19 protein-coding genes are annotated in these 19,718 nt (G+C 60.8%); 8 read left to right on the top strand and 11 right to left on the bottom strand.

The features are described from left to right. The first annotated feature begins 129 nt into the window (after window positions 1-129). From dapD to ACIQJ2_RS23395, 3 genes are all read left to right on the top strand, one after another. Window positions 130-987 carry a 2,3,4,5-tetrahydropyridine-2,6-dicarboxylate N-succinyltransferase gene (gene dapD, locus ACIQJ2_RS23405; protein ID WP_199150437.1) on the top strand — a complete coding sequence of 286 codons (858 nt, stop codon included), beginning with the start codon at window positions 130-132 and terminating at the stop codon, window positions 985-987. A gap of 155 nt (window positions 988-1,142) precedes the next feature. After that, window positions 1,143-2,336: a succinyl-diaminopimelate desuccinylase gene (gene dapE / locus ACIQJ2_RS23400; protein WP_199150436.1), complete on the top strand. Its 1,194-nt coding sequence runs from the start codon at window positions 1,143-1,145 to the stop codon at window positions 2,334-2,336. After that, window positions 2,323-2,922, top strand: coding sequence for a hypothetical protein (locus ACIQJ2_RS23395; RefSeq protein ID WP_400673221.1), 600 nt, complete (start codon window positions 2,323-2,325; stop codon window positions 2,920-2,922). The genes dapE and ACIQJ2_RS23395 overlap by 14 nt, the downstream gene beginning before the upstream one ends. Window positions 2,923-2,938: 16 nt before the next feature. On the opposite strand, the gene truA is transcribed toward ACIQJ2_RS23395, so the two are convergent. The 3 genes from truA to def form a co-directional block, all read right to left on the bottom strand. Beyond that, on the bottom strand, window positions 2,939-3,742 hold the full coding sequence (truA, locus tag ACIQJ2_RS23390; protein ID WP_400673223.1) for a tRNA pseudouridine(38-40) synthase TruA: 804 nt from the start codon (window positions 3,740-3,742) through the stop codon (window positions 2,939-2,941). Continuing rightward, window positions 3,742-4,689, bottom strand: coding sequence for a methionyl-tRNA formyltransferase (gene fmt, locus ACIQJ2_RS23385; RefSeq protein ID WP_400673225.1), 948 nt, complete (start codon window positions 4,687-4,689; stop codon window positions 3,742-3,744). Before fmt ends, truA begins: the two co-directional genes overlap by 1 nt. Window positions 4,690-4,872: 183 nt before the next feature. Next, window positions 4,873-5,388, bottom strand: a complete 516-nt coding sequence (def, locus tag ACIQJ2_RS23380; RefSeq protein ID WP_199144663.1) for a peptide deformylase — start codon at window positions 5,386-5,388, stop codon at window positions 4,873-4,875. Between the two features lie 186 nt (window positions 5,389-5,574). On the opposite strand from def, the gene ACIQJ2_RS23375 reads away from it, so the two are divergent. The 3 genes from ACIQJ2_RS23375 to ACIQJ2_RS23365 all read left to right on the top strand — a co-directional run bounded on the left by ACIQJ2_RS23375 (window position 5,575) and on the right by ACIQJ2_RS23365 (window position 10,294). Continuing rightward, window positions 5,575-6,753 carry a DNA recombination protein RmuC gene (locus ACIQJ2_RS23375; RefSeq protein WP_400673229.1) on the top strand — a complete coding sequence of 393 codons (1,179 nt, stop codon included), beginning with the start codon at window positions 5,575-5,577 and terminating at the stop codon, window positions 6,751-6,753. A 101-nt stretch (window positions 6,754-6,854) separates the two neighbouring features. Continuing rightward, window positions 6,855-7,754 (top strand): ribokinase, encoded by a 900-nt coding sequence (locus ACIQJ2_RS23370; RefSeq protein ID WP_400673232.1) that lies wholly within the window; start codon window positions 6,855-6,857, stop codon window positions 7,752-7,754. 194 nt (window positions 7,755-7,948) lie between these two features. Continuing rightward, the gene (locus ACIQJ2_RS23365; protein ID WP_400673234.1) at window positions 7,949-10,294 is read left to right on the top strand and encodes a methyl-accepting chemotaxis protein; all 2,346 of its coding nucleotides are present in this window, start codon (window positions 7,949-7,951) and stop codon (window positions 10,292-10,294) included. 71 nt (window positions 10,295-10,365) lie between these two features. On the opposite strand, the gene ACIQJ2_RS23360 is transcribed toward ACIQJ2_RS23365, so the two are convergent. Further along, window positions 10,366-11,310 (bottom strand): nucleoside hydrolase, encoded by a 945-nt coding sequence (locus tag ACIQJ2_RS23360; RefSeq protein WP_400673237.1) that lies wholly within the window; start codon window positions 11,308-11,310, stop codon window positions 10,366-10,368. 225 nt (window positions 11,311-11,535) lie between these two features. Here ACIQJ2_RS23360 and ACIQJ2_RS23355 point away from each other — a divergent pair, with 225 nt between their 5' ends. Next, window positions 11,536-11,967, top strand: coding sequence for an Hsp20 family protein (locus tag ACIQJ2_RS23355; RefSeq protein WP_199144653.1), 432 nt, complete (start codon window positions 11,536-11,538; stop codon window positions 11,965-11,967). Window positions 11,968-12,124: 157 nt separating this feature from the next. Then, window positions 12,125-12,382, top strand: coding sequence for a DUF1150 family protein (locus ACIQJ2_RS23350; RefSeq protein WP_199092446.1), 258 nt, complete (start codon window positions 12,125-12,127; stop codon window positions 12,380-12,382). Window positions 12,383-12,539: 157 nt separating this feature from the next. Here ACIQJ2_RS23350 and ACIQJ2_RS23345 read toward each other — a convergent pair whose 3' ends face one another. The 7 genes from ACIQJ2_RS23345 to ACIQJ2_RS23315 form a co-directional block, all read right to left on the bottom strand. Continuing rightward, window positions 12,540-13,241 carry a tRNA (guanine(46)-N(7))-methyltransferase TrmB gene (locus ACIQJ2_RS23345; protein ID WP_400673241.1) on the bottom strand — a complete coding sequence of 234 codons (702 nt, stop codon included), beginning with the start codon at window positions 13,239-13,241 and terminating at the stop codon, window positions 12,540-12,542. After that, window positions 13,238-14,491, bottom strand: coding sequence for a methionine adenosyltransferase (metK, locus tag ACIQJ2_RS23340; RefSeq protein WP_199144649.1), 1,254 nt, complete (start codon window positions 14,489-14,491; stop codon window positions 13,238-13,240). Before metK ends, ACIQJ2_RS23345 begins: the two co-directional genes overlap by 4 nt. Before the next feature lie 187 nt (window positions 14,492-14,678). Next, entirely contained in the window at window positions 14,679-15,098 is a 420-nt protein-coding gene (locus ACIQJ2_RS23335) for a helix-turn-helix domain-containing protein (RefSeq protein WP_199144647.1), read from the bottom strand. A 151-nt stretch (window positions 15,099-15,249) separates the two neighbouring features. Continuing rightward, a complete protein-coding gene (gene lnt / locus ACIQJ2_RS23330; RefSeq protein WP_400673243.1) occupies window positions 15,250-16,851 on the bottom strand; it encodes an apolipoprotein N-acyltransferase in 1,602 nt (533 codons plus the stop codon). A gap of 78 nt (window positions 16,852-16,929) precedes the next feature. Further along, window positions 16,930-18,105, bottom strand: a complete 1,176-nt coding sequence (locus tag ACIQJ2_RS23325) for a hemolysin family protein (RefSeq protein ID WP_400673245.1) — start codon at window positions 18,103-18,105, stop codon at window positions 16,930-16,932. Window positions 18,106-18,130: 25 nt separating this feature from the next. Beyond that, a complete protein-coding gene (gene ybeY / locus ACIQJ2_RS23320) occupies window positions 18,131-18,637 on the bottom strand; it encodes an rRNA maturation RNase YbeY (RefSeq protein ID WP_400673247.1) in 507 nt (168 codons plus the stop codon). 17 nt (window positions 18,638-18,654) lie between these two features. After that, complete coding sequence (locus ACIQJ2_RS23315) at window positions 18,655-19,707, bottom strand: PhoH family protein (RefSeq protein ID WP_199144633.1); 1,053 nt, start codon at window positions 19,705-19,707, stop codon at window positions 18,655-18,657. Between the last annotated feature and the right edge of the window lie 11 nt (window positions 19,708-19,718).

Below are 19,718 nucleotides of genomic sequence, written 5' to 3'. Positions count from 1 at the left end.
CCTTGAATCCAAGCTCAATCGGCGCGGAAAAGACATTCCATTTTCGGGCTCCATGCTATAGGACCAATCGACCATATCCGGAGCCGCTGCCGGAAAACACGATAGGCACTGACGTTTTAAGGAATTCCCATGAGCGCTAACGATCTCGCCTCCCTCGAAAAGTCTATCGAGGCCGCTTTCGACAATCGCGACAATGTGAACACGTCGACGCACGGGGAAATCCGTGACGCCGTCGAGCAGGCGCTCAATCTCCTCGATAGCGGCAAGGTCCGCGTCGCCGAGCGCGGCGCCGACGGCAACTGGACCGTCAATCAGTGGCTCAAGAAAGCGGTTCTGCTCTCTTTCCGCCTGAACGACATGAAGATCGTCGAAGGCGGCCCGGGCAATGCGACCTGGTGGGACAAGGTTCCCTCGAAATTCGAAGGCTGGGGCGAGAACCGCTTCCGCGAAGCCGGCTTCCGCGCCGTGCCGAACGCCGTCGTGCGTCATTCCGCCTATATCGCTCCCAACGCCATCCTGATGCCGTCCTTCGTCAATCTCGGCGCCTATGTCGGCGAAGGCACCATGGTCGATACCTGGGCGACCGTCGGCTCCTGCGCTCAGATCGGCAAGCATGTGCACCTTTCGGGCGGCGTCGGCATTGGCGGCGTGCTGGAACCGATGCAGGCCGGCCCGACGATCATCGAGGACAATTGCTTCATCGGCGCCCGCTCCGAAGTCGTCGAAGGCTGCATCGTCCGCGAAGGATCGGTGCTCGGCATGGGCGTCTTCATCGGCAAGTCCACAAAGATCGTCGATCGCGCCACCGGCGAGATCACCTATGGCGAAGTTCCGCCCTATTCCGTCGTCGTCGCCGGCTCGCTGCCGAGCGACAAGACGATGGCAAACGGCCAGCCGGCCCCCGGTCTCTACTGCGCCGTCATCGTCAAGCGCGTCGATGAAAAGACCCGCTCGAAGACCGGCATCAACGAGCTGCTGCGCGACTGATTATGAATTTGGGAGCGCGGTCTCCGTATCGCGCTTCCCTCAAGCTTGCCGGGTGAGCACGCCCGTGCGATTGCTGGAATCGCGGCAAGGTTTTTCGGTTCATCGCCGACCCTTTGCCATCGCTTTGCCATTTCCCGCCGGATAAGTTGCCCCCGATGACCGTTACCGATCCCGTCGCAAACCTGCAAACCCTGATCCGCTGCGCCTCCGTAACCCCAGCCGAGGGTGGCGCGCTCACCGCGCTTGCCGAGATGCTGCAGCCGCTTGGCTTCAAGATCGAGCGCATGACCGCCAGCGAACCGGGAACGCCCGATATCGAAAACCTCTATGCCCGGCTGGGCACCGAGGAGCCGCACCTGATGTTTGCCGGGCACACGGATGTCGTGCCGGTCGGCGATGCGGCTTCCTGGAGCCACCCGCCTTTTGACGCCGAAATCGCCGATGGCGAGCTTTTCGGCCGCGGTGCCGTCGACATGAAGGGCGGCATTGCCTGCTTTGCCGCGGCGGTCGCGCGGCATATCGAGAAGCACGGCAAACCCGCCGGCTCGATTTCATTCCTGATTACCGGCGACGAAGAGGGACCGGCGATCAACGGCACGGTCAAGCTGCTGCAGTGGGCGGCCGAACGCGGCGAGAGATGGGATGCATCGCTCGTCGGCGAACCGACCAATCCGGACCGACTCGGCGACATGATCAAGATCGGCCGGCGCGGCTCGATCTCAGGGTTCATCACCGTCCACGGCGTTCAGGGCCATGCCGCCTATCCGCACCTCGCCGACAACCCGGTGCGCAGCATCGTCAAGTTGACAGAGGCGCTCCTCGACCCGCCCTTCGATGCCGGCACGGACAATTTCCAGCCGTCCAATCTCGAAGTGACGACGATCGATGTCGGCAATGCCGCCACCAACGTCATCCCTGCCAAGGCGACCGCTGCCTTCAACATCCGTTTCAACGACACCTGGACGGTCGAGGCGCTGAAGGCCGAGATTATTGGCCGCCTCGACGCGGCAGCCGCCGATGAAACGCTGCGCCCAGGGCGCGCGCCGGCAAAATACGACATCACATGGTCCGAACGACCGAGCCAGGTCTTCCTGACGCGCAACAACGCGCTGATCGCTTCGCTCTCTTCCGCCGTCGAAAACATTACCGGTCAAAGACCGGCACTTTCGACGACAGGCGGCACTTCAGACGCCCGCTTCATCAAGGACTATTGCCCGGTGGTGGAATTCGGCCTCGTCGGCAAGACCATGCACATGGTTGACGAACGCGTCGCAGTCTCGGATCTCGAAACGCTGACCGAGATCTACCAGACCTTCATCAAGCGTTGGTTCGAGAATGCCGACCTTTAAGGAAGTTCAATATTATCTGTCCGGTCTCTGGCTGCTGATCCGCATGGATGCGCGCGGCTTCCAATATCTCGACATATCGGACCGGGGCATGCTGCGCTCCTTCTGGGCGATCCTATGGAGTCTTCCGTCGATCGGTATTTCCTGGCTCTGGTGGCAGCAGGCCTACCTGACCGCCATGCCGCCTGAAACCTCGACCGGCCTTGCCTTCTTCCTGCGCCTCGCCCTGGTCGAAGCCGCAAACTGGATGATCCCGCTCGTTCTCGCCGGCGTGCTGCTGCTGATCTTTCGGTTCGGCGATAAATTCGCCCCCATCGTCGTCACCGTGAACTGGCTCGGGGTGCCGACGTCCTATCTGAACGCGCTGCTCATCGCGGTGATCGCCTTCGTTCCAGGCTCCAGCGGGCTTGTGGCGCTGCTATGGCTGGTATTGATGATGGCGATTATTTTCTCGCTGGCACGCATCCTCAGAATGATTTGCGGCACACATCCGCTGTTCGTCGGCGCACTGACGCTGGTGCTGCTGATCCCGACGATGCTGCTAACGGATTTCCTTCAGCGGTTTCTCGGCGTTTACCCGCCGGGTTGAGGCGCGCGGGGCAAGACTAAGAGAGATCTTCGCCCTCGTCACTCTCCCCTTCGATGCCGGCCGAGCCGCCGCCTTCGCGATAGTCCACCTGCATGAAATAAAGCCCGTCCGGCGGGGCAACGGGGCCGCAGGCCTTGCGATCCCTGGCTTCGAGAGCGGCGCGAACATCGCCGGGTGTCCACTTACCTTCGCCGGCCAGCTTCAGCGTGCCGGCGAACGAGCGGATCTGATTGTGCAGGAAGCTTTGTGCGGTCGCACGGATCTCGATCAGTTCGCCGCTACGGGTCACATCCAGCCGATCGAGCGTGCGCACCGGGCTGTTTGCCTGACAATGCGCAGAACGGAAGGTGGTGAAATCATGCCGCCCCACAAGGGTCTGTGCTGCGGCATGCATGATCTCGTGATCCATGTCCTTCGGCACCCACCAAGCACGCCCGGCTTCAAGCGCAAGCGGCGCCCGGCGTGCGATGATGCGATAGAGATAGTGTCGGCGGATGGCGGAGAAACGCGCGTCGAAACTCGTATCGACCTCTACGATATCCAGAATGGCGACCCGGTCTCCAGCCATCCTCAGATGAGCGTTCAGCGCATTGCGCAGCGTGTAGACCTTCCATTCCTTGGAAAGGTCGGCATGCATGACCTGCCCCATGGCGTGCACGCCGGAATCGGTGCGGCCCGCGCCGCGGATCGAAACAACCTCGTCGGTCAAGGACAAGATGGCGCGTTCGATCGCTCCCTGAACTGAAGGCCCGTTTTCCTGACGCTGCCAGCCGACATAGGGGATGCCGTCATATTCGACGATCATCTTATAACGCGGCATCAGTTCTGCTCCGAGGCGAGCACGGTGCCGGGCGCAATCGGTGTGCCGCGCAGGAAATCGGCCGCCGCCAGTGGCTTGCCGCCAGCCTTCTGCAGCTTCGTCAGCCTGACGGCGCCGGAAGCGCAGGCGATGACAAGATCGTCCGTCAGGACGTGGCCGGCCGCGCCGTTGCCCTCGGCCAATTCGGAGCCAAGCACCTTGATGCGCTCCGGGCGGCCTGCAATATCGGCCTCGAACCAGGCGCCAGGGAAAGGCGACAAGCCGCGAATGTGATTGTGGACGTCTGCTGCCGGCTTGCCGAAATCGATTCGCGTTTCGCCCTTGTCGATCTTTGCGGCGTAAAGAACGCCCTCGGATGGCTGGGCCGTCAGCGGCAGTTCGTCATGCTCGAGCTTGTTCATCGCCTCGGCCATGGCCTTCGCGCCGACAAGCATCAGCCTGTCATGCAGCTCGCCTGACGTCATGGTGCCGCCGATCTCGACTTCGCGCGTGAGCGCAACCGGGCCGGTGTCGAGCCCCTTGTCCATCTTCATGACCATCATGCCGGTCTTGGCGTCGCCCGCCATGATCGCCCGCTGGATCGGCGCCGCACCGCGCCAGCGCGGCAGCAGCGAGGCGTGGCCGTTGTAGCAGCCGAGGCGCGTGCCGGTGAGGATGGCTTCCGGCAGCAGCAGGCCGTAAGCTACGACGACGGCGACATCGGCATTCAGATCGCGGAAGCGCTGGCGCACGTCCGCATCCTTGAAGTTGACTGGTGTGAACACGGGCAGGCCCAGCAATTCGGCCGCCTGATGCACCGGCGACTTCTGCAGGTCGAGCCCGCGTCGACCGCCGGGTCGGGGTGGCTGCGTATAGACCGCGCGAACCTTATGCCCGGCATCGATCAGGGACCGCAGCGTCGGCACGGAGAATTCGGGCGTTCCCATGAAAATGATATTGAGCGACATGCGATCCATCCGGCTTAAGATATCAGGTTTCGAGTGACCCGGCAGCGACAGCACACGCGCTATTGGAGGTCAAACGCTAGCCGCCATCGGACAGGTCAGGCGCGGTGATCGATGGTTCCGGTCTCCGCATCGTAGCGAACAAAGGCCGCAGCACAAATGAAGCGGCCTTTGTCAGAAAATGCTTCAGAGAGCCTTAGCCTTGGCAGCCTTGGTGAATTTCTTGATCACCATCTCGCGCTTCAGGCGGGAAATATAGTCGATGAACAGTACGCCGTTCAGGTGATCGATCTCATGCTGTACGCAGGTCGCCAGCAGGCCGTCCGCCTCGGTGATCTGCTCCTTGCCGTCACGATCGAGATGCTTGACCGTCACGCGCGCCGGACGTTCCACTTCGGCATAGTAATCCGGAATGGAGAGGCAGCCTTCCTCATAGACCGAACGATCGTCGGACGAAGCGACGATTTCCGGATTGATGAAAACCAACGGCGTCTTTTCTTCGCCCTCGCGCGATACGTCGATGACAAGCATACGGCGCGCAACGCCGACCTGGATGGCGGCAAGGCCGATGCCCGGCGCGTCATACATAGTTTCCAGCATGTCGTCCGCGAGACGCTGAGTTTCGATATCGATGCGCTCGATCGGCTTGGAAGCCTGACGGAGCAGCGGATCGGGTAAAATGATGAGTGGCTTGATCGTCATGACGTTTCCCATAACGCATCTTGTTCTGCGATGGAATCGCCAAGATGGCCGTATCGAGGTGTTTTTTCACCGAAGGCAGCCTGGGCTGGAATAAACGTCAGAAAAATCTTGTTCACGTTTTGATCTAGATATTCACGACGGTTTTGTTATGGTGTCCGTAAGAATTCCACGAGCATACTCGGTTCCATGTCCTTCATCATCTTCGGCCAAACCATCTCCACGATCCAGGTTCTGACCGGCCTCGTCATCCTGCTCCTGATCGCCGTCCTTGTGCTGATAATGCGCGGCCGCGGGCGATCCGAGGATGACATGCTCGAGGCAGAGCACAATATGGCGACGCTGTTGCGGGCTCAGGCGGAGATGCAGGGCCGGCTTGCCACCATGGCCGAGGTATTCGGCTCCCGGCAGGCCGAACTCAATCAGGCCATCGGCCAGCGGCTGGATGGCATGTCGCAACGGGTGACGGCAACGATCGGCGAGCAGACGCGCTCGACCCATGAAAACCTGCGCCGCCTGCAGGAAAGGCTTGCCGTCATCGATGCCGCCCAAACCAATATCCAGACGCTGGCGAAGGACGTCGTCGGCCTGCAGGCCATTCTTTCCAACAAGCAGACCCGCGGCGCCTTCGGTCAGGCCCGTATGGAGACCATCATTGCCGACGGGCTGCCGATGGGTGCCTATGCGTTTCAGGCAACGCTTTCCAACGGTTCGCGGCCGGACTGCACGGTTCGCATGCCGAACGGCTCGCCGCCGCTTGTCATCGATGCCAAGTTTCCGCTCGAGGCATGGAACGCCATTCGCGCCGCCGCCACTCCCGAACATGGCAAGATCGCCGCACAGCAGTTCCGCCGCGATCTGGAGCTGCATATCCGCGACATCTCCGAGAAATATCTCATTCCTAGCGAGACGCAGGACACTGCCTTCCTGTTCGTGCCCTCCGAATCGATCTTCGCCGAGATCCACGAGAATTTCGAGGCGATCGTGCAGAAGGCACAGCGCGCCCGCATCGTCATCGTTTCGCCGTCGCTGCTGATGCTGTCGATCCAGGTCATTCAGGCGGTGTTGAAGGATCAGCGTATGCGTGAGCAGGCTCACGTGATCCAGAGCGAGGTGGCGCATCTGATGGACGATCTGTCACGCCTGGACGAGCGTGTGCGCAAGCTTCAGGGTCATTTCGCCATGGCGCAGAAGGATGTCGACATGATCGTCACCTCGGCCGACAAGCTGGCGCGGCGCGGAGAGCGGATCGAGGCGCTGGAATTCGAGACGGCAAAAGAACCGGCAAAGCCACGTCCGGAAGAAAGGCCGAAGCCCGCAGACAACCGCACGAGCCAACTCAAGCTCAGGGTAGTTGACGAAGACTGATCGCTTCGGCAGTGTCGCGCCCAATCGATGCATGATCCCAAAAGAGATAAGGCAACCTTCGGGCAGGATCATGCAGGACAACACCCAGGGCAGGATATCGCATGATCACCATCTTCGGCTCCATCAACATGGACCTCATCGCCACCACGGATCGCTTGCCGAAGCCGGGCGAAACCGTTGCCGGCAACGGCTTTGCTACCGCCGCCGGCGGCAAGGGCGCCAATCAGGCACTTGCCGCGCGTCGTGCAGGTGCAACCGTGCGGCTCAGCGGCGCGGTCGGCAATGACGGCTTTGCGGAACCGGCACTTGCCCTGCTCGACGCTGCCGGTACCGATCTTTCTACCGTCAAGCGCGTCTCCGAACCCACAGGCACGGCACTGATCCTCGTAGGCGGCGACGGAGAAAACATGATCGCCGTCGTTCCCGGCGCAAACGGCACGAACACGGCCGAACACGCAACGGCCGCCGTCTCCGCGCTGAACCCCGGCGATACACTGATGCTGCAGCTCGAAATTCCGGTTTCCGCCGTCGAGACGGCCCTCGGTGCCGCCAAGGCCAAGGGCGTGCGAACGGTCCTTAATCTCGCCCCCCTGATCCCCGAGGCCCCGCGCCTTGGCCGGCTCGCCGACATCGTCATCGCCAACGAGACGGAATTCGAGAGACTGGCCGGTCAGGACAACATGTCCGCAGCAGAGCGCGAGTCGGCTCTCGTTCGCTTGCACGGCGAGACTGGTCAGACGCTCATCGTGACGCTTGGCGGCGACGGCGTCATCGCCATTCGCGATGGCGAGGTTTCCCGCGCCAAGGGCCTGGTAATCGAACCCGTGGACACGGTTGGCGCCGGCGATACGTTCTGCGGCTATTTCGTAGCAAGCCTCGACCAGGGCATGGACTTTCAGGCCAGTCTGCGCCGCGCGGCGGTCGCCGGGTCGCTCGCCTGCCTCAAGCCGGGCGCTCAGCCATCCATTCCGGTCGCTAGCGAAGTCGCCGAGAAGCTCTAAGTACAAAACCCCCTAAATACAGTGGAGCGCAATTAATTAAATTTTTGCGCTTCCATATCATTCTCCTCTGGCCTGGCGCGTATACCCTTCCGGCCGCGGCGGCAATTCTCACGGCGGCTCTATGAAAGGGCCATCCTGCGCCGACTTTGCATGCGGATAATGTGCATCCCACGCATCGCTTTTTTGAGGAAATGATGTTCATCTTTCGTATGAAGTCGCTTGCGGCCAAGCTTATCTTGGTCACCGGGCTGGCGATTGCACTCGTCTTGCTGGTCTCCAACCTCCTGCTGATCTCGCAGACGCGCGACCGCGTCGAAGCCTTGACGATGGATCAGGCCAACACCGAGGCCAAGTCCATTTCCAACGAGATCGCCGCCAATGTCGGCGAAATGGCCAGTGCCGCCCGCTCCATGGCCGCCGTCGTCGGCCGCGCCCACGAGGGCCACAATCTCGATCGCAAAGGCATCATCAACATCCTCAAGGCCAATGTCGAGCAGAACGCCTTTGCCTTCGGCAGCTGGTTCTGCGAGCAGCTCGGTGCCATAGACGGCAAGACGACCGAACTCGCCAACAACAAGGACCAGGGCGTCAACGAGAAAGGCGCCTTCGCACCTTACTGGTCGAAGACCAAGGACGGCGGCATCCAGTTCTCGACCTTCGACAACGATTATACAGCTCCATGGTGGAAGCTTGCCGCCGATAGCGGCAAGGGCGCGATCACGCCGCCCTATCTCGCACAGGGCACCGACGTTCCGACGACCATGAGCTCCATCGCCTATCCGGTCATGTCCGGCGGCAAGATGATCGGCGTTGCGGGTGTCGACCTCTCTCTCTCTTCGCTCTACACGAAGCTGCAGAAGCTTCACCCGTTCGGCTCCGGCCGCGTCCTGCTGGTTTCGCAGGATAACAAGTGGCTGGTCGCGCCGACCGCCGATCTGCTGATGAAGGACTACAACGGTTCGGGCGTCGACGTCGTCAAGGCGGCACTGACCTCTTCTTCCGCAAACATCCTCAAAAACCTTTCCGAGAATGGCGGCGAAGAATTCGATCGCGTCGTCTACCCGTTCGCGGTTCCCGGTCTCAATGCCACCTGGGTCGTTCTCATCGATGTGCCGCACAGCGCGATCGCAGCTCCCGTGCGCGATCAGACCTACACGATGGTCGTCTCCGGCATCCTGGTGCTCATCGCTGTCATGCTCGCGCTCTATGCCGCCGTGCGCGGCTTCGTGCAGCTGCCGCTGGCCGGCCTCGTCGCCAGCGTAAAACGCCTCAGCGCCGGCAACTATGCCGAGCCGATCTCCGGTCAGGAACGCGCCGACGAAGTGGGCTCCGTCGCCAAGGCGCTGGAAGGCTTCCGCTTCGCGCTAGCCGATACCAAGCGTCTGGAAGGCGAAGCCAACGACCAGCGCCTGGCAGCCGAAGGCGAACGCCGCCGGTCCGAGAGCGAACGCAATGAAAGTGTCGCTCTGCAGCGCCACATCGTCGGCATTCTCGGTCATAATCTGGCGGAACTCTCCAAGGGCAATCTCAGCCACCGGATCACCGACGACTTCCCCGGCGAATATGCCCAGCTCAAGCAGGACTTCAACGCCGCGCTTGCGAGCATCGAAGAGACCGTGCACACGGTCAATGTCAGCGTCGGCAACATCGGCAGCGGCACCGGCGAAATCAGCAACAGCGCCTCTGACCTTGCCCGCCGTACCGAGCAGCAGGCGGCAAGCCTCGAAGAGACGGCCGCGGCACTCAACGAGCTGACCGCGCAGGTCAACTCAAGCGCCGAAAACGCCCGCACGGCCGCTAGCAGCGTCAACGCGGCGTCTCAGGATGCCGAGCATTCCGGCGAGGTCGTGCAAAAGGCCATCGCCTCCATGCACGGCATCGAGCAGTCTTCTCTGGAAGTCTCCCGCATCATCGGCGTCATCGACGAGATCGCCTTCCAGACCAACCTGCTCGCCCTCAATGCCGGTGTGGAAGCTGCCCGTGCAGGCGAAGCCGGCAAGGGCTTTGCGGTCGTCGCTCAGGAAGTTCGCGAGCTGGCCCAGCGGTCGGCCAATGCCGCCAAGGAGATCAAAACGCTGATCAACACCTCGGCGGGTCAGGTCAAGGAAGGTGTCGATCTGGTCGGCCGCGCAGGCAATGCTCTGCACAAGATCGCCCAGCAGGTCATGGAGATCAATGGTCTCATCCGCCAGATCTCCGCTTCGGCAAGCGAGCAGGCCATCGGCCTCAAGGAAATCAACTCGGCCATGAACCAGATGGACCAGGTGACGCAGCAGAATGCGGCGATGGTCGAAGAGACCACGGCATCCAGCGTCACCCTCGCCGAAGAAGCCCAAACCCTCAGGGGCCTGGTCGCGCGCTTCCGCACATCGCATAGCGTGCAGGACAATGCCGGTGCCTTGCGGGCCGCTGCGCAGCAGATGCGGGCGCCTGTCGCCTCCCGCAGAGCGGCTGCACCGGCCGCAGCTCCCATGCGCAAGGCTCAGCCGCAGACGCACGGCGCCACGGCCCTTGCACAGGACGACTGGGAAGAATTCTGAGCCGACTGAGCTTTAACCAATAAAAAGGCCGCCGGAGCGATCCGGCGGCCTTTTTTCATGTGCCCGAACGATCAGATGCGGGCGAAGCGTTCGGTCAGCAATGCGAAGAAGCCATCGGCATCGACATCGCGCATGACCTTGGCATTGCGCTTGCGGTCGGTAACGTGCCACCAGTCGACCACGGTCATGCCAACGGTGAGCTCGGACGTCACTTCGATCTCGACATTGCATTCCCGGCCCTTGAAGAGTTCGGGCTTCAGGAGATAGGCGATAACCGTGGGGTCGTGCAGCGGACCGCCATCCGAACCGTACTTCTCAATATCGAAGCGCTCGAAGAACTCCAGCATTTCGACCATGGCCTTGGCCGGCGGTGTGCCGACGGCGGCCATGCGGGCAACACGGTCCTTGCGGGTGAGCAGCTTGTGTGTGACGTCAAGCGGCATCATGACGATGGGCACGCCGGAGCGGAACACGACATCGGCCGCTTCCGGGTCGACGTAGATGTTGAATTCGGCTGCCGGGGTGATGTTGCCGCCCTCGAAGAAGCCACCGCCCATCATGACCAGTTCGCGGACGCGGCCGACGATGTCGGGTGCCTTTTGGAACGCCATTGCGATGTTCGTCAACGGACCGAGCGTGCAGAGCGTAACGGCGCCTGCCGGTTCATTGCGCAGCGTTTCGATGATGAAGTCGACGGCATGGCCCGGCTGCAGCTCCATCGTCGGCTCGGACAATTGCGGACCGTCCAGGCCGGTTTTGCCGTGCACGTGTTCGGCAGTTACCAGCTTGCGCTTCAGCGGCGCGTCGGCACCGGCGAACACCTTGACGTCACGGCGATTGCAGAGCTCGCAAACGATCCGGGCGTTGCGGCTCGTCAGACGCAGCGGCACGTTGCCGGCGACGGTGGTAATACCGAGAACATCGATCTCCTCGCGGCTGCCGAAGGCGAGAAAGATCGCCGCGGCGTCGTCCTGACCAGGGTCCGTATCGATGATGATTTTTCTGGGTTCGGTCATGTCTGTGATATTCCTCCGGTGCAGATCGAGAGGCTTTGTCGCGGGTCCGGTCCGGCTTTGTCAAGCGCTCGCATGCCGTGTCATGAAACGATTTTCACGGATGAATTCGATCTCGCAGATGCGAAGCGATGGTGTCTTGCACAGATCGGTGCGCACTCCCATATTAGGGCAACCGGGTGCTGAAGATCAGGCCCGGAGCGGTCGCTTGATACCAAGGACTTGACGATGAGCCGGATGACTCCCTTTGCCAGCCCGTTGCTTCTGGGCTTCGATACTATGGAAAAGACGCTGGAGCGTATTTCCAAAGCCAGCGACGGCTATCCTCCCTACAATATCGAACGTATGCGGGCAGACCGGCTCTCCGGTGAGCCGGAGCGACTGCGCATCACGCTTGCGGTGGCCGGATTTTCCGAAGACGAACTCGATGTAACGACAGAAGAGAATCAGCTTCTCATCCGAGGCCGACAGATCGAACAAGGCGAGCGCGACTATCTCTATCGCGGCATTGCCGCCCGCCAGTTCCAGCGTGTCTTCGTCCTTGCAGACGGCATGCAAGTTCTCGGCGCCGTTCTGAAGAACGGCCTGCTCTCGGTCGACCTCATTCGCCCGGAACCCGATCGCATAGTAAAGAAAATTAACATTTCGGTCTCACAGTAGGACAACGGCCTAGAGCCGGATGATTTCAGGCCGAATCGGTCTGAAATCTGAATCCGCTCTAGAATCAAATGACTAGGGCATGATGTCGGCCGAAAGCCGCTCACACTTTTCGGCATCATGCTCTGGGCCGTTGGTCCCTCACACTGGAGGTACGAAGATGTTGTTGAAAGAAGCGACTGCCCGCCTGACCCAATCCGAGCTTGCCAATATCGGCGCCGGTGAGGTTGCCTACATCAGAAAAATGGACTGGAACGAAGTATCGCGCTGCTTTCCCGAAGCACCGGACATCGATCCGGAGGTCGACCTCTGGGCGCTTTTCGGCGCCGATGGCACGCCGATTCTGCTAACGGATAATCGCTCCAGCACCTTCTACCGTGCTGCCGAAGATGAACTGAAGACGGTCAGCCTGCACTGACTGTGGGCATCGCTCAACGGTGAAGCTCATCGTTCGCAAGGACCGCCGAACCGGCTCGCGCACGGCGAATTTACATGATCCAGACCGCCTTGCGTGGCGGTCCCTGATGAGATGATGCGACAGAAGCAATCACTTGCTTCAGCCTCAATTCAGGCGATCAGATTTTCCTGAAGGTCAAATAGGCGGACGACCGCCCTTCGCGCCGGGCCTTGGCCTCGTAGCGCGTGCTCGGCCAGCCCTCATAGGGCGTCAGCCAATCGGCGGCATTGCGCGCGGTCCACTCGAAGCCGCCATGCGCATCGCAGTGCTGCAGCGTCCAGTTGACATAGGTGTCGATGTCAGAGGCGAAGCAAAAGAGCGCGCCTGGCTTCAGTACGCGATGAAAGCGCGTGAGATTGACCTGCGAGACGAAGCGACGCTTCCAGTGCTTCTTCTTCGGCCAGGGGTCCGGATAGAGCAGATCTATCTGGTCCAGGCAGCCATCCGGCAGCCAGTCAAGCAGCTGGGTGGCATCGTCGTTGTAAACGCGAATATTGCGCGCACCGGTCTCGCCGACACGCGCAAGCAACTTCTGCATCGAATTGACGAAGGGCTCGACACCGATGAAACCGGTCGTCGGCTGTTCCAGCGCCCTGTGAATCAGATGCTCGCCGCCGCCAAATCCGATCTCCAGGCGCAGACGCTCGGTCTGCACCGGGAAGAGATCATTCAGCGGCTGCGGCGCCGGAGCGGAGAGATCGACGATATATTGCGGCAGCAAAGCTTCCAGCGTTTCCGCCTGCTGGCCGCGCAAGGCCTTACCCTTGCGCCGCCCGAAGAATGCTTCCGTCGCCCGCGACCGGCGCTCGGTATCGATCATGCGGCTTCCTTGACCTTCACAGCTTCCTTGAGGCCCTTTACCAGGTCCGTGCGCTCCCAGGAGAAGGAACCGTCACGGCCGGCCTTGCGGCCGAAATGACCATAGGCCGAGGTTTTGGCGTAGATCGGCTTGTTGAGGTCGAGGTGACGACGGATGCCGGTCGGCGAGAGGTCCATGTTCTTGCGAATAGCCGCTTCAACCTGATCCTCGGTAACGCCCTTGCCCGTGCCATGCAGGTCGACATAGATCGACAACGGCTGAGCGACGCCGATGGCGTAGGACAGCTGGATCGTGCAACGGTCGGAAAGGCCGGCAGCGACCACGTTCTTTGCAAGGTAGCGAGCCGCATAGGCAGCAGAACGGTCGACCTTGGTCGTGTCCTTGCCCGAGAAAGCACCGCCGCCATGCGGAGCTGCGCCGCCGTAGGTGTCTACGATGATCTTGCGGCCGGTGAGGCCTGCATCGCCGTCCGGACCACCAATGACGAACTTACCCGTGGGGTTGATGTACCACTTGCAATCGGAGGCGATCTTCAGATCGCCGAGCGCTTCGCGGATATAGGGTTCGACAACCGCGCGAACCTTCTTCGAATCCCAGCTGTCGTCGAGATGCTGCGTGGAAAGCACGATCGAGGTCACTTCGGACGGCTTGCCGTCGACGTAGCGGACGGTCACCTGGCTCTTGGCATCCGGGCCGAGCTTGGCGACTTCGCCGTCGCCCTTCTTGCGGGCGGTTGCGAGCAGCTGCAGGATCTTGTGCGAATAATAGATCGGCGCCGGCATGAGATCAGGCGTTTCCTTGCAGGCGTAGCCGAACATGATGCCCTGGTCGCCGGCACCTTCGTCACCCTGCTGGTCGGCAGCATTGTCGACGCCCTGGGCGATATCGGCAGACTGCGAATGCAGGAGCACGTCGATGCGCGCCTTCTTCCAGTGGAAGCCATCCTGCTCGTAGCCGATATCCTTTATGGCGCGACGGGCGGCAGCCTTGAACTTCGAAGGATTGATGACGTCGTTGCCGTCCTTGTCCTTCTTCATCAGGCTCGGCGGCAGACGAACCTCGCCAGCGATGACGACACGGTTGGTGGTGGCAAGGGTCTCGCAGGCAATGCGCACGCCCCATGGATTTACGCCGGTCTTTGCGGCCTCGCGGTAAACCAGATCGACGATTTCGTCGGAAATGCGGTCACAAACTTTATCCGGGTGACCTTCGGCAACAGACTCACTCGTAAACAGATAATTCGCGCGCATGCGGGATTCCCCTCAAAGAACAAACTCCGCTTTTGATATTCGTCTCCGCCTCGAAAAACAAGCCGAACAAGGACATAAATATATCTTTATATCTCGGCCGAAGTGATAAAATTTTGCCGTAAATGCACAAAAGGCGGCCAAAACGACCGCCTTTCGACTTCAGCATTCCGATGCCCCCTCGAAATGCTTATTCAGCATCGGCCTCGGCAGCGAGCGCCTTGACCAACTCGACGACCTTGCGCCGGACCTTGCCATCGGAAATCTTCACGAAGGCACGATTGAGCTGTAACCCCTCTGAAGAGGACAGAAAATCGACGACATAGTTGGAGCTGGATGCTTCGGCCATGCCACCCGCATTGGCCGTGTGCTCACCCGGGGCATCTTCGAAGAAGAAGGAAACCGGGACATTAAGGATGCTGGAGATATTCTGGAGGCGGCTGGCGCCAACACGGTTGGTGCCCTTTTCGTATTTCTGGATCTGTTGAAACGTAATTCCGAGGCTTTCGCCGAGCTTTTCCTGGCTCATGCCAAGCATCGTGCGGCGGAGGCGTATGCGGCTACCGACATGAATGTCGATGGGGTTCGGCTTCTTTTTGTTTTCAATCATCATTTTACCCTAACATAGGTTGAATTCAGGACCTGCCACCCGGTACCCTTCTCCACCCCTATAACGCCACGTTGCAGCCGACGCCCCCAAGGCCTCCAGTCTACGTTTAAAAGGCGGATAGGTAGCACTATGCAATTTTAGGGTTTTTTGGTCAATTCACCCTTGAAATAAAACCCATGCGTGAAACGACGGCAACGAGGCCGACCAGACCGACAATCAACCAATAGTATGTTTTCCGGGCTTTATCGTCGATACCAGACACAGTTGCACTACTCAGGGTAGTATCTATGAAGCCTTGCTGATTATAGCCAATCCCGGAGAGGACGCGCCCATGTGGATCGACGAAGGCTGAAATGCCCGTATTGGCACTGCGAATCAGAGGCAGTCCCTGTTCCACCGCTCTCACTCTTGCCTGCAGGAAATGCTGGTAAGGACCTGGCGTATCTCCGAACCAACCGTCATTCGTAACGTTCAGAATGGCATCTGCCTGCCGGATTTCCGGTGTCATCTCGTTCGGGAAAATAATCTCGTAGCAGATCAGCGGGTAGAATTTGATGCCGTCGGGCATCATCAGCAGCCGGCGCTTGGTGGCTGCGGAAAACCCTCCCGGAAGCTCCACGACATTCTCGATGCCGAGGTAGTTCAGGATGTGTTCGAAAGGCACATATTCGCCGAAAGGCACGAGATGGGTCTTGTCCGATGCGTCAATGATCTGGCCGCGGCCGTCGATGACGTAGATCGAATTGTAATAGCGCGGCGGGGTACCTGGCCCCATGTCCTCCACGCGGACGGCGCCGGTGATCAGAACCTGATCGTCCTCCAGCTGATCGGCGATGCGAGCAAGCGCGTCCCTGTTGTCGGTCAGGATGAATGGAACAGCCGTCTCTGGCCAGACGATGATATCGGGACGCTTGCCGCCATTGGCCGGCGGCTGCACGGAGAGCGCCAGATGCTTGTCGAAGATGGCGGTGCGGTCGGCATCCGTATCCATCTTCGCCTGCTGGTCGATCGATGGCTGAACGATGCGCACGACCGGCGTCGCCTTGCCGCTGGCCGCGGGCGCCTCCGGCAGGTTCAAAGCGTAGTAGCCGTAGCCGACATGGGCGACGGCAATCATAATCGCAAGCCCGATACCTGGCAGCCGCCCCTGGCGCGTGCCAAGCAGCGCGGGTGCGGCAAAGACGAAGACGGCAAGGACGGTCACCCCTAGCACGCCGATCAGATGTGCCGACTGCATCATCAGCGGAATGGGCATGGCGCCATAGCCGATGGCATTCCAGGGAAAGCCGGTAAAGAGGAAGCTCCGCAGCCACTCCAGCAAGCCGAAGCTGAACGCAAGCGCTGCGATGCGACCCATGCCGTCGGACCACAGGATCCGCGCGAGCACCGTCGCCACGCCGTAGAAGATCGCCAAAAAAGCCGGCAGACCGAGAATTGCCAACGGCAGCGCCCAGGCAAACTCCTCGGCGTCGATCAGCAGCGCATGGCCGAGCCACCAGAGACCGGCGACGAAATAGCCAAAGCCAAATAGCCAGCCCGTGAAGAAGGCCGGCCACAACCGGCCGAAAAGGCCGCTATCGGGACTGGCCGCGACGCCGTCGAGCAGCCAGACCAACAGCGTGAAGGAGACGAACATTGCCGCGAAAAAGCCGAAAGGCGGCAGCGCCAGCACCCCGACGGCACCGGCCAAGATCGCAAGCAACGCACGTTTGAAACCCCAGACGAGGATCACCCTGCCCGAAAGCCATTCCATGCGCCAGCTCCGTCCAACTTCGAATCAACTGGCGGCAGTCTTTCAAAGAATTGACGATTTGTCCCGCCGAAGCGGCAATTATTGGCTGGCGGCGTTGCGTTCGACCGGTGTTTCCTCGGCAATGACTTCCGGCGATGGCAAGTCACGATCCGGCGCCCCCGTCTCGCCTTCCAGCTTGACGGTAGGCCGTCGACGAGCAGGATGACGCTTGCGGGTAATGCGCACCCGCTTGATGCGGCGCGGATCGGCATCGAGGATATGAAACTCGAAACCCGGCAGCGCTTGCACAAGCTCGCCGCGGACGGGAATGCGGCCAAGCGCCGAGAAGATCAGGCCGCCGAGCGTGTCCACGTCGTCCACCTGCTCAACGATGTCGAAATCCGGACCGATCGCCGCGGCGATCTCCTCCAGCTCGACGCGCGCATCGGCAACGAAGACGTCCTCGGAGACGCGCTTGAACATGACCTCATCGTCATCGTGTTCGTCGTCGATGTCACCGACGACCATCTCGACGATGTCCTCGTGCGAGGCCAGGCCGTCCGTGCCGCCATACTCGTCGATCACAAGCGCCATCTGCGTGCGGTTGACCTGCATGCGGCGCAGGAGGTCAGAGGCCAGCATGGATGGCGGGACGAACAGGATTTTGCGGATGATGCCGGCCTCGGCCAGCGTCTTCTGCAGATCGACCCGCGACAGATCGAAATTCGGTTTGGCCGAGCGTGGCGCCTTTTCGGCGGCAGTCGCACCCGTCGCCGCGGCGTTAGCTGTCTTGGCACTGCCGGCGCGCCGCTTGTTGCGGGCCTGTTTGGCGACATAGGACAGGAGGTCGCGGATATGCACCATGCCCCGCGGATCGTCCAGCGTTTCGGCATAGACGGGCATACGCGAACGGCCGCTTTCCTCGAACAGGATCATCAGCTCGCCGATGGTGATGTTCTGATCCACCGCCTCGATATCGGCGCGCGGCACCATGACGTCTTCGACGCGAACTTCGCGGAAGCGCAGGATGTTGTGCAGCATCGCCCGCTCATCGGGCGAAAAGGCGTCGTCATCGGCCGCATTGGTCATCAACGCGTCGGCGAGATCCTCACGCAAACGCGCGGCGCCCTGCGCCGGGCGGAGAATGCGCGCTGCACGCGCCCAGAATGAAGATTGAGATCGCTTGCCGTTGCTACTACTGCCTGCCTCATCGGAGGAGGCTGCATCGGCTCCGTCTTTGGCCTCGGGGGCCGGTCTTGTCGTAAAGTCGCTCATTGTTCCTGGTCAGACAGGGTTCAGATCAAATGGGGTCTTGTCCCGCATAGGGATCAGATAGGCCAAGACCAGCCAAAATGCGAGTCTCCAGCCCCTCCATTCTTTCGGCTTCGCTATTATTCATATGGTCGTAGCCGAAGAGATGCAAGAAACCATGCACCATCAAATGGGTCAAATGGTCGTCAAAGCTCTTCTCGAGATCCATGGCTTCGCGCTCCACCGTCTCCCGGGCGATGATGATATCGCCGAGCATCGGACCGGGCTTACCGCCAGGCTCGAGCGGAAAGGCTGGGAAGGAAAGTACGTTCGTCGCCTTGTCCTGCGAGCGCCATTCCGCATTGATCTCGCGGATCGAGGCGTCGTCGGTGAAGACCAGCGACAATTCGGGCGCCATTTTCGGGAAAGGCTGCTTTTCGTGTTTCTTGAGATAAGTGGCAGCCTCACCCAGCACGCGCTCGGCGAGCGACTGCAACTGCTCTTCGGAGGGCCAATCGCCCTCCTCCACGCTGATCTGTATATCGAGTTCTGCCATTGATGTCGCGCCGCGGATCAGATCTGCGGATTGCTTTCCTCGGCCTGGGTCGCATAGGTCGAGTCATAGGCACGGACGATGCGTGCCACCAACGCATGGCGGACGACGTCGGTATCCTTGAAGCGGACGGTGGTAATGCCCTCCACGCCATCAAGCAGCTGCAGCGCCTCGACCAGGCCGGACTTGACGCCGCGCGGCAAGTCGATCTGGCTCGGATCGCCCGTGATGATCATCCGCGAATTCTCGCCGAGACGCGTCAGGAACATCTTCATCTGCATGGATGTCGTGTTCTGTGCCTCGTCGAGGATGACGGCGGCGTTGGCGAGCGTGCGACCGCGCATGAAGGCGAGCGGCGCGATCTCGATGACGCCAGCGGTGATGGCGCGCTCGACCTTGTCGCCCGGCATCATGTCGTATAGTGCGTCATAGAGCGGACGCAGATAGGGATCGACCTTTTCCTTCATGTCACCGGGCAGGAAGCCCAGACGCTCGCCGGCTTCGACGGCCGGGCGCGACAGGATGATCTTTTCCACGGCGCCGCGCTCCAGAAGTTGGGCGGCGTGCGCGACGGCGAGATAGGTCTTGCCGGTGCCGGCAGGACCGACGCCGAAAACCATTTCGGACCGTTCCAGCGCCCGCATATAGGCATCCTGCGTCGGCGTGCGCGCAATGATGGTCTTCTTGCGCGTCGAAATCTGCGCCATCGTCAACTTCGCTTTTCTCTCCATGGTCGGCAGCGTCAATTGATCGTCGGCAGCAACCGCCATGCGGATTGCGCCTTCTACGTCGGAACGCTCTACATTGCCGCCTTTTTGCAGTTTGTCATAGAGATAATCGAGCGTCCGGCGTGCCTGATTGGTGGCCGGCACATCGCCTGTTATGACGACGGAATTGCCGCGCGCCCGGGCATCGATGCCGAGACGCTCCTCAAGCAGCTTCAAGTTCTGATCGAACTGACCGAAGAGCTCACTGGCGAACCGATTGTTCTCGAACGTCAGGATGAAGTGATTGGCGTCGCTCGCGGTGCGGGGCTGGCGCGATGAAGAAGAAACCAATTCCTGTCCGTTCAAGCGGTGTGGCT

The sequence above is a fragment of the Rhizobium sp. NPDC092011 genome, assembly GCF_044756305.1.
In the GTDB taxonomy this organism is placed as follows: domain Bacteria; phylum Pseudomonadota; class Alphaproteobacteria; order Rhizobiales; family Rhizobiaceae; genus Rhizobium.
The sequence above is the reverse complement of the archived record's forward strand: the minus strand, read 5'-3'. Positions and strand labels throughout refer to the sequence as shown.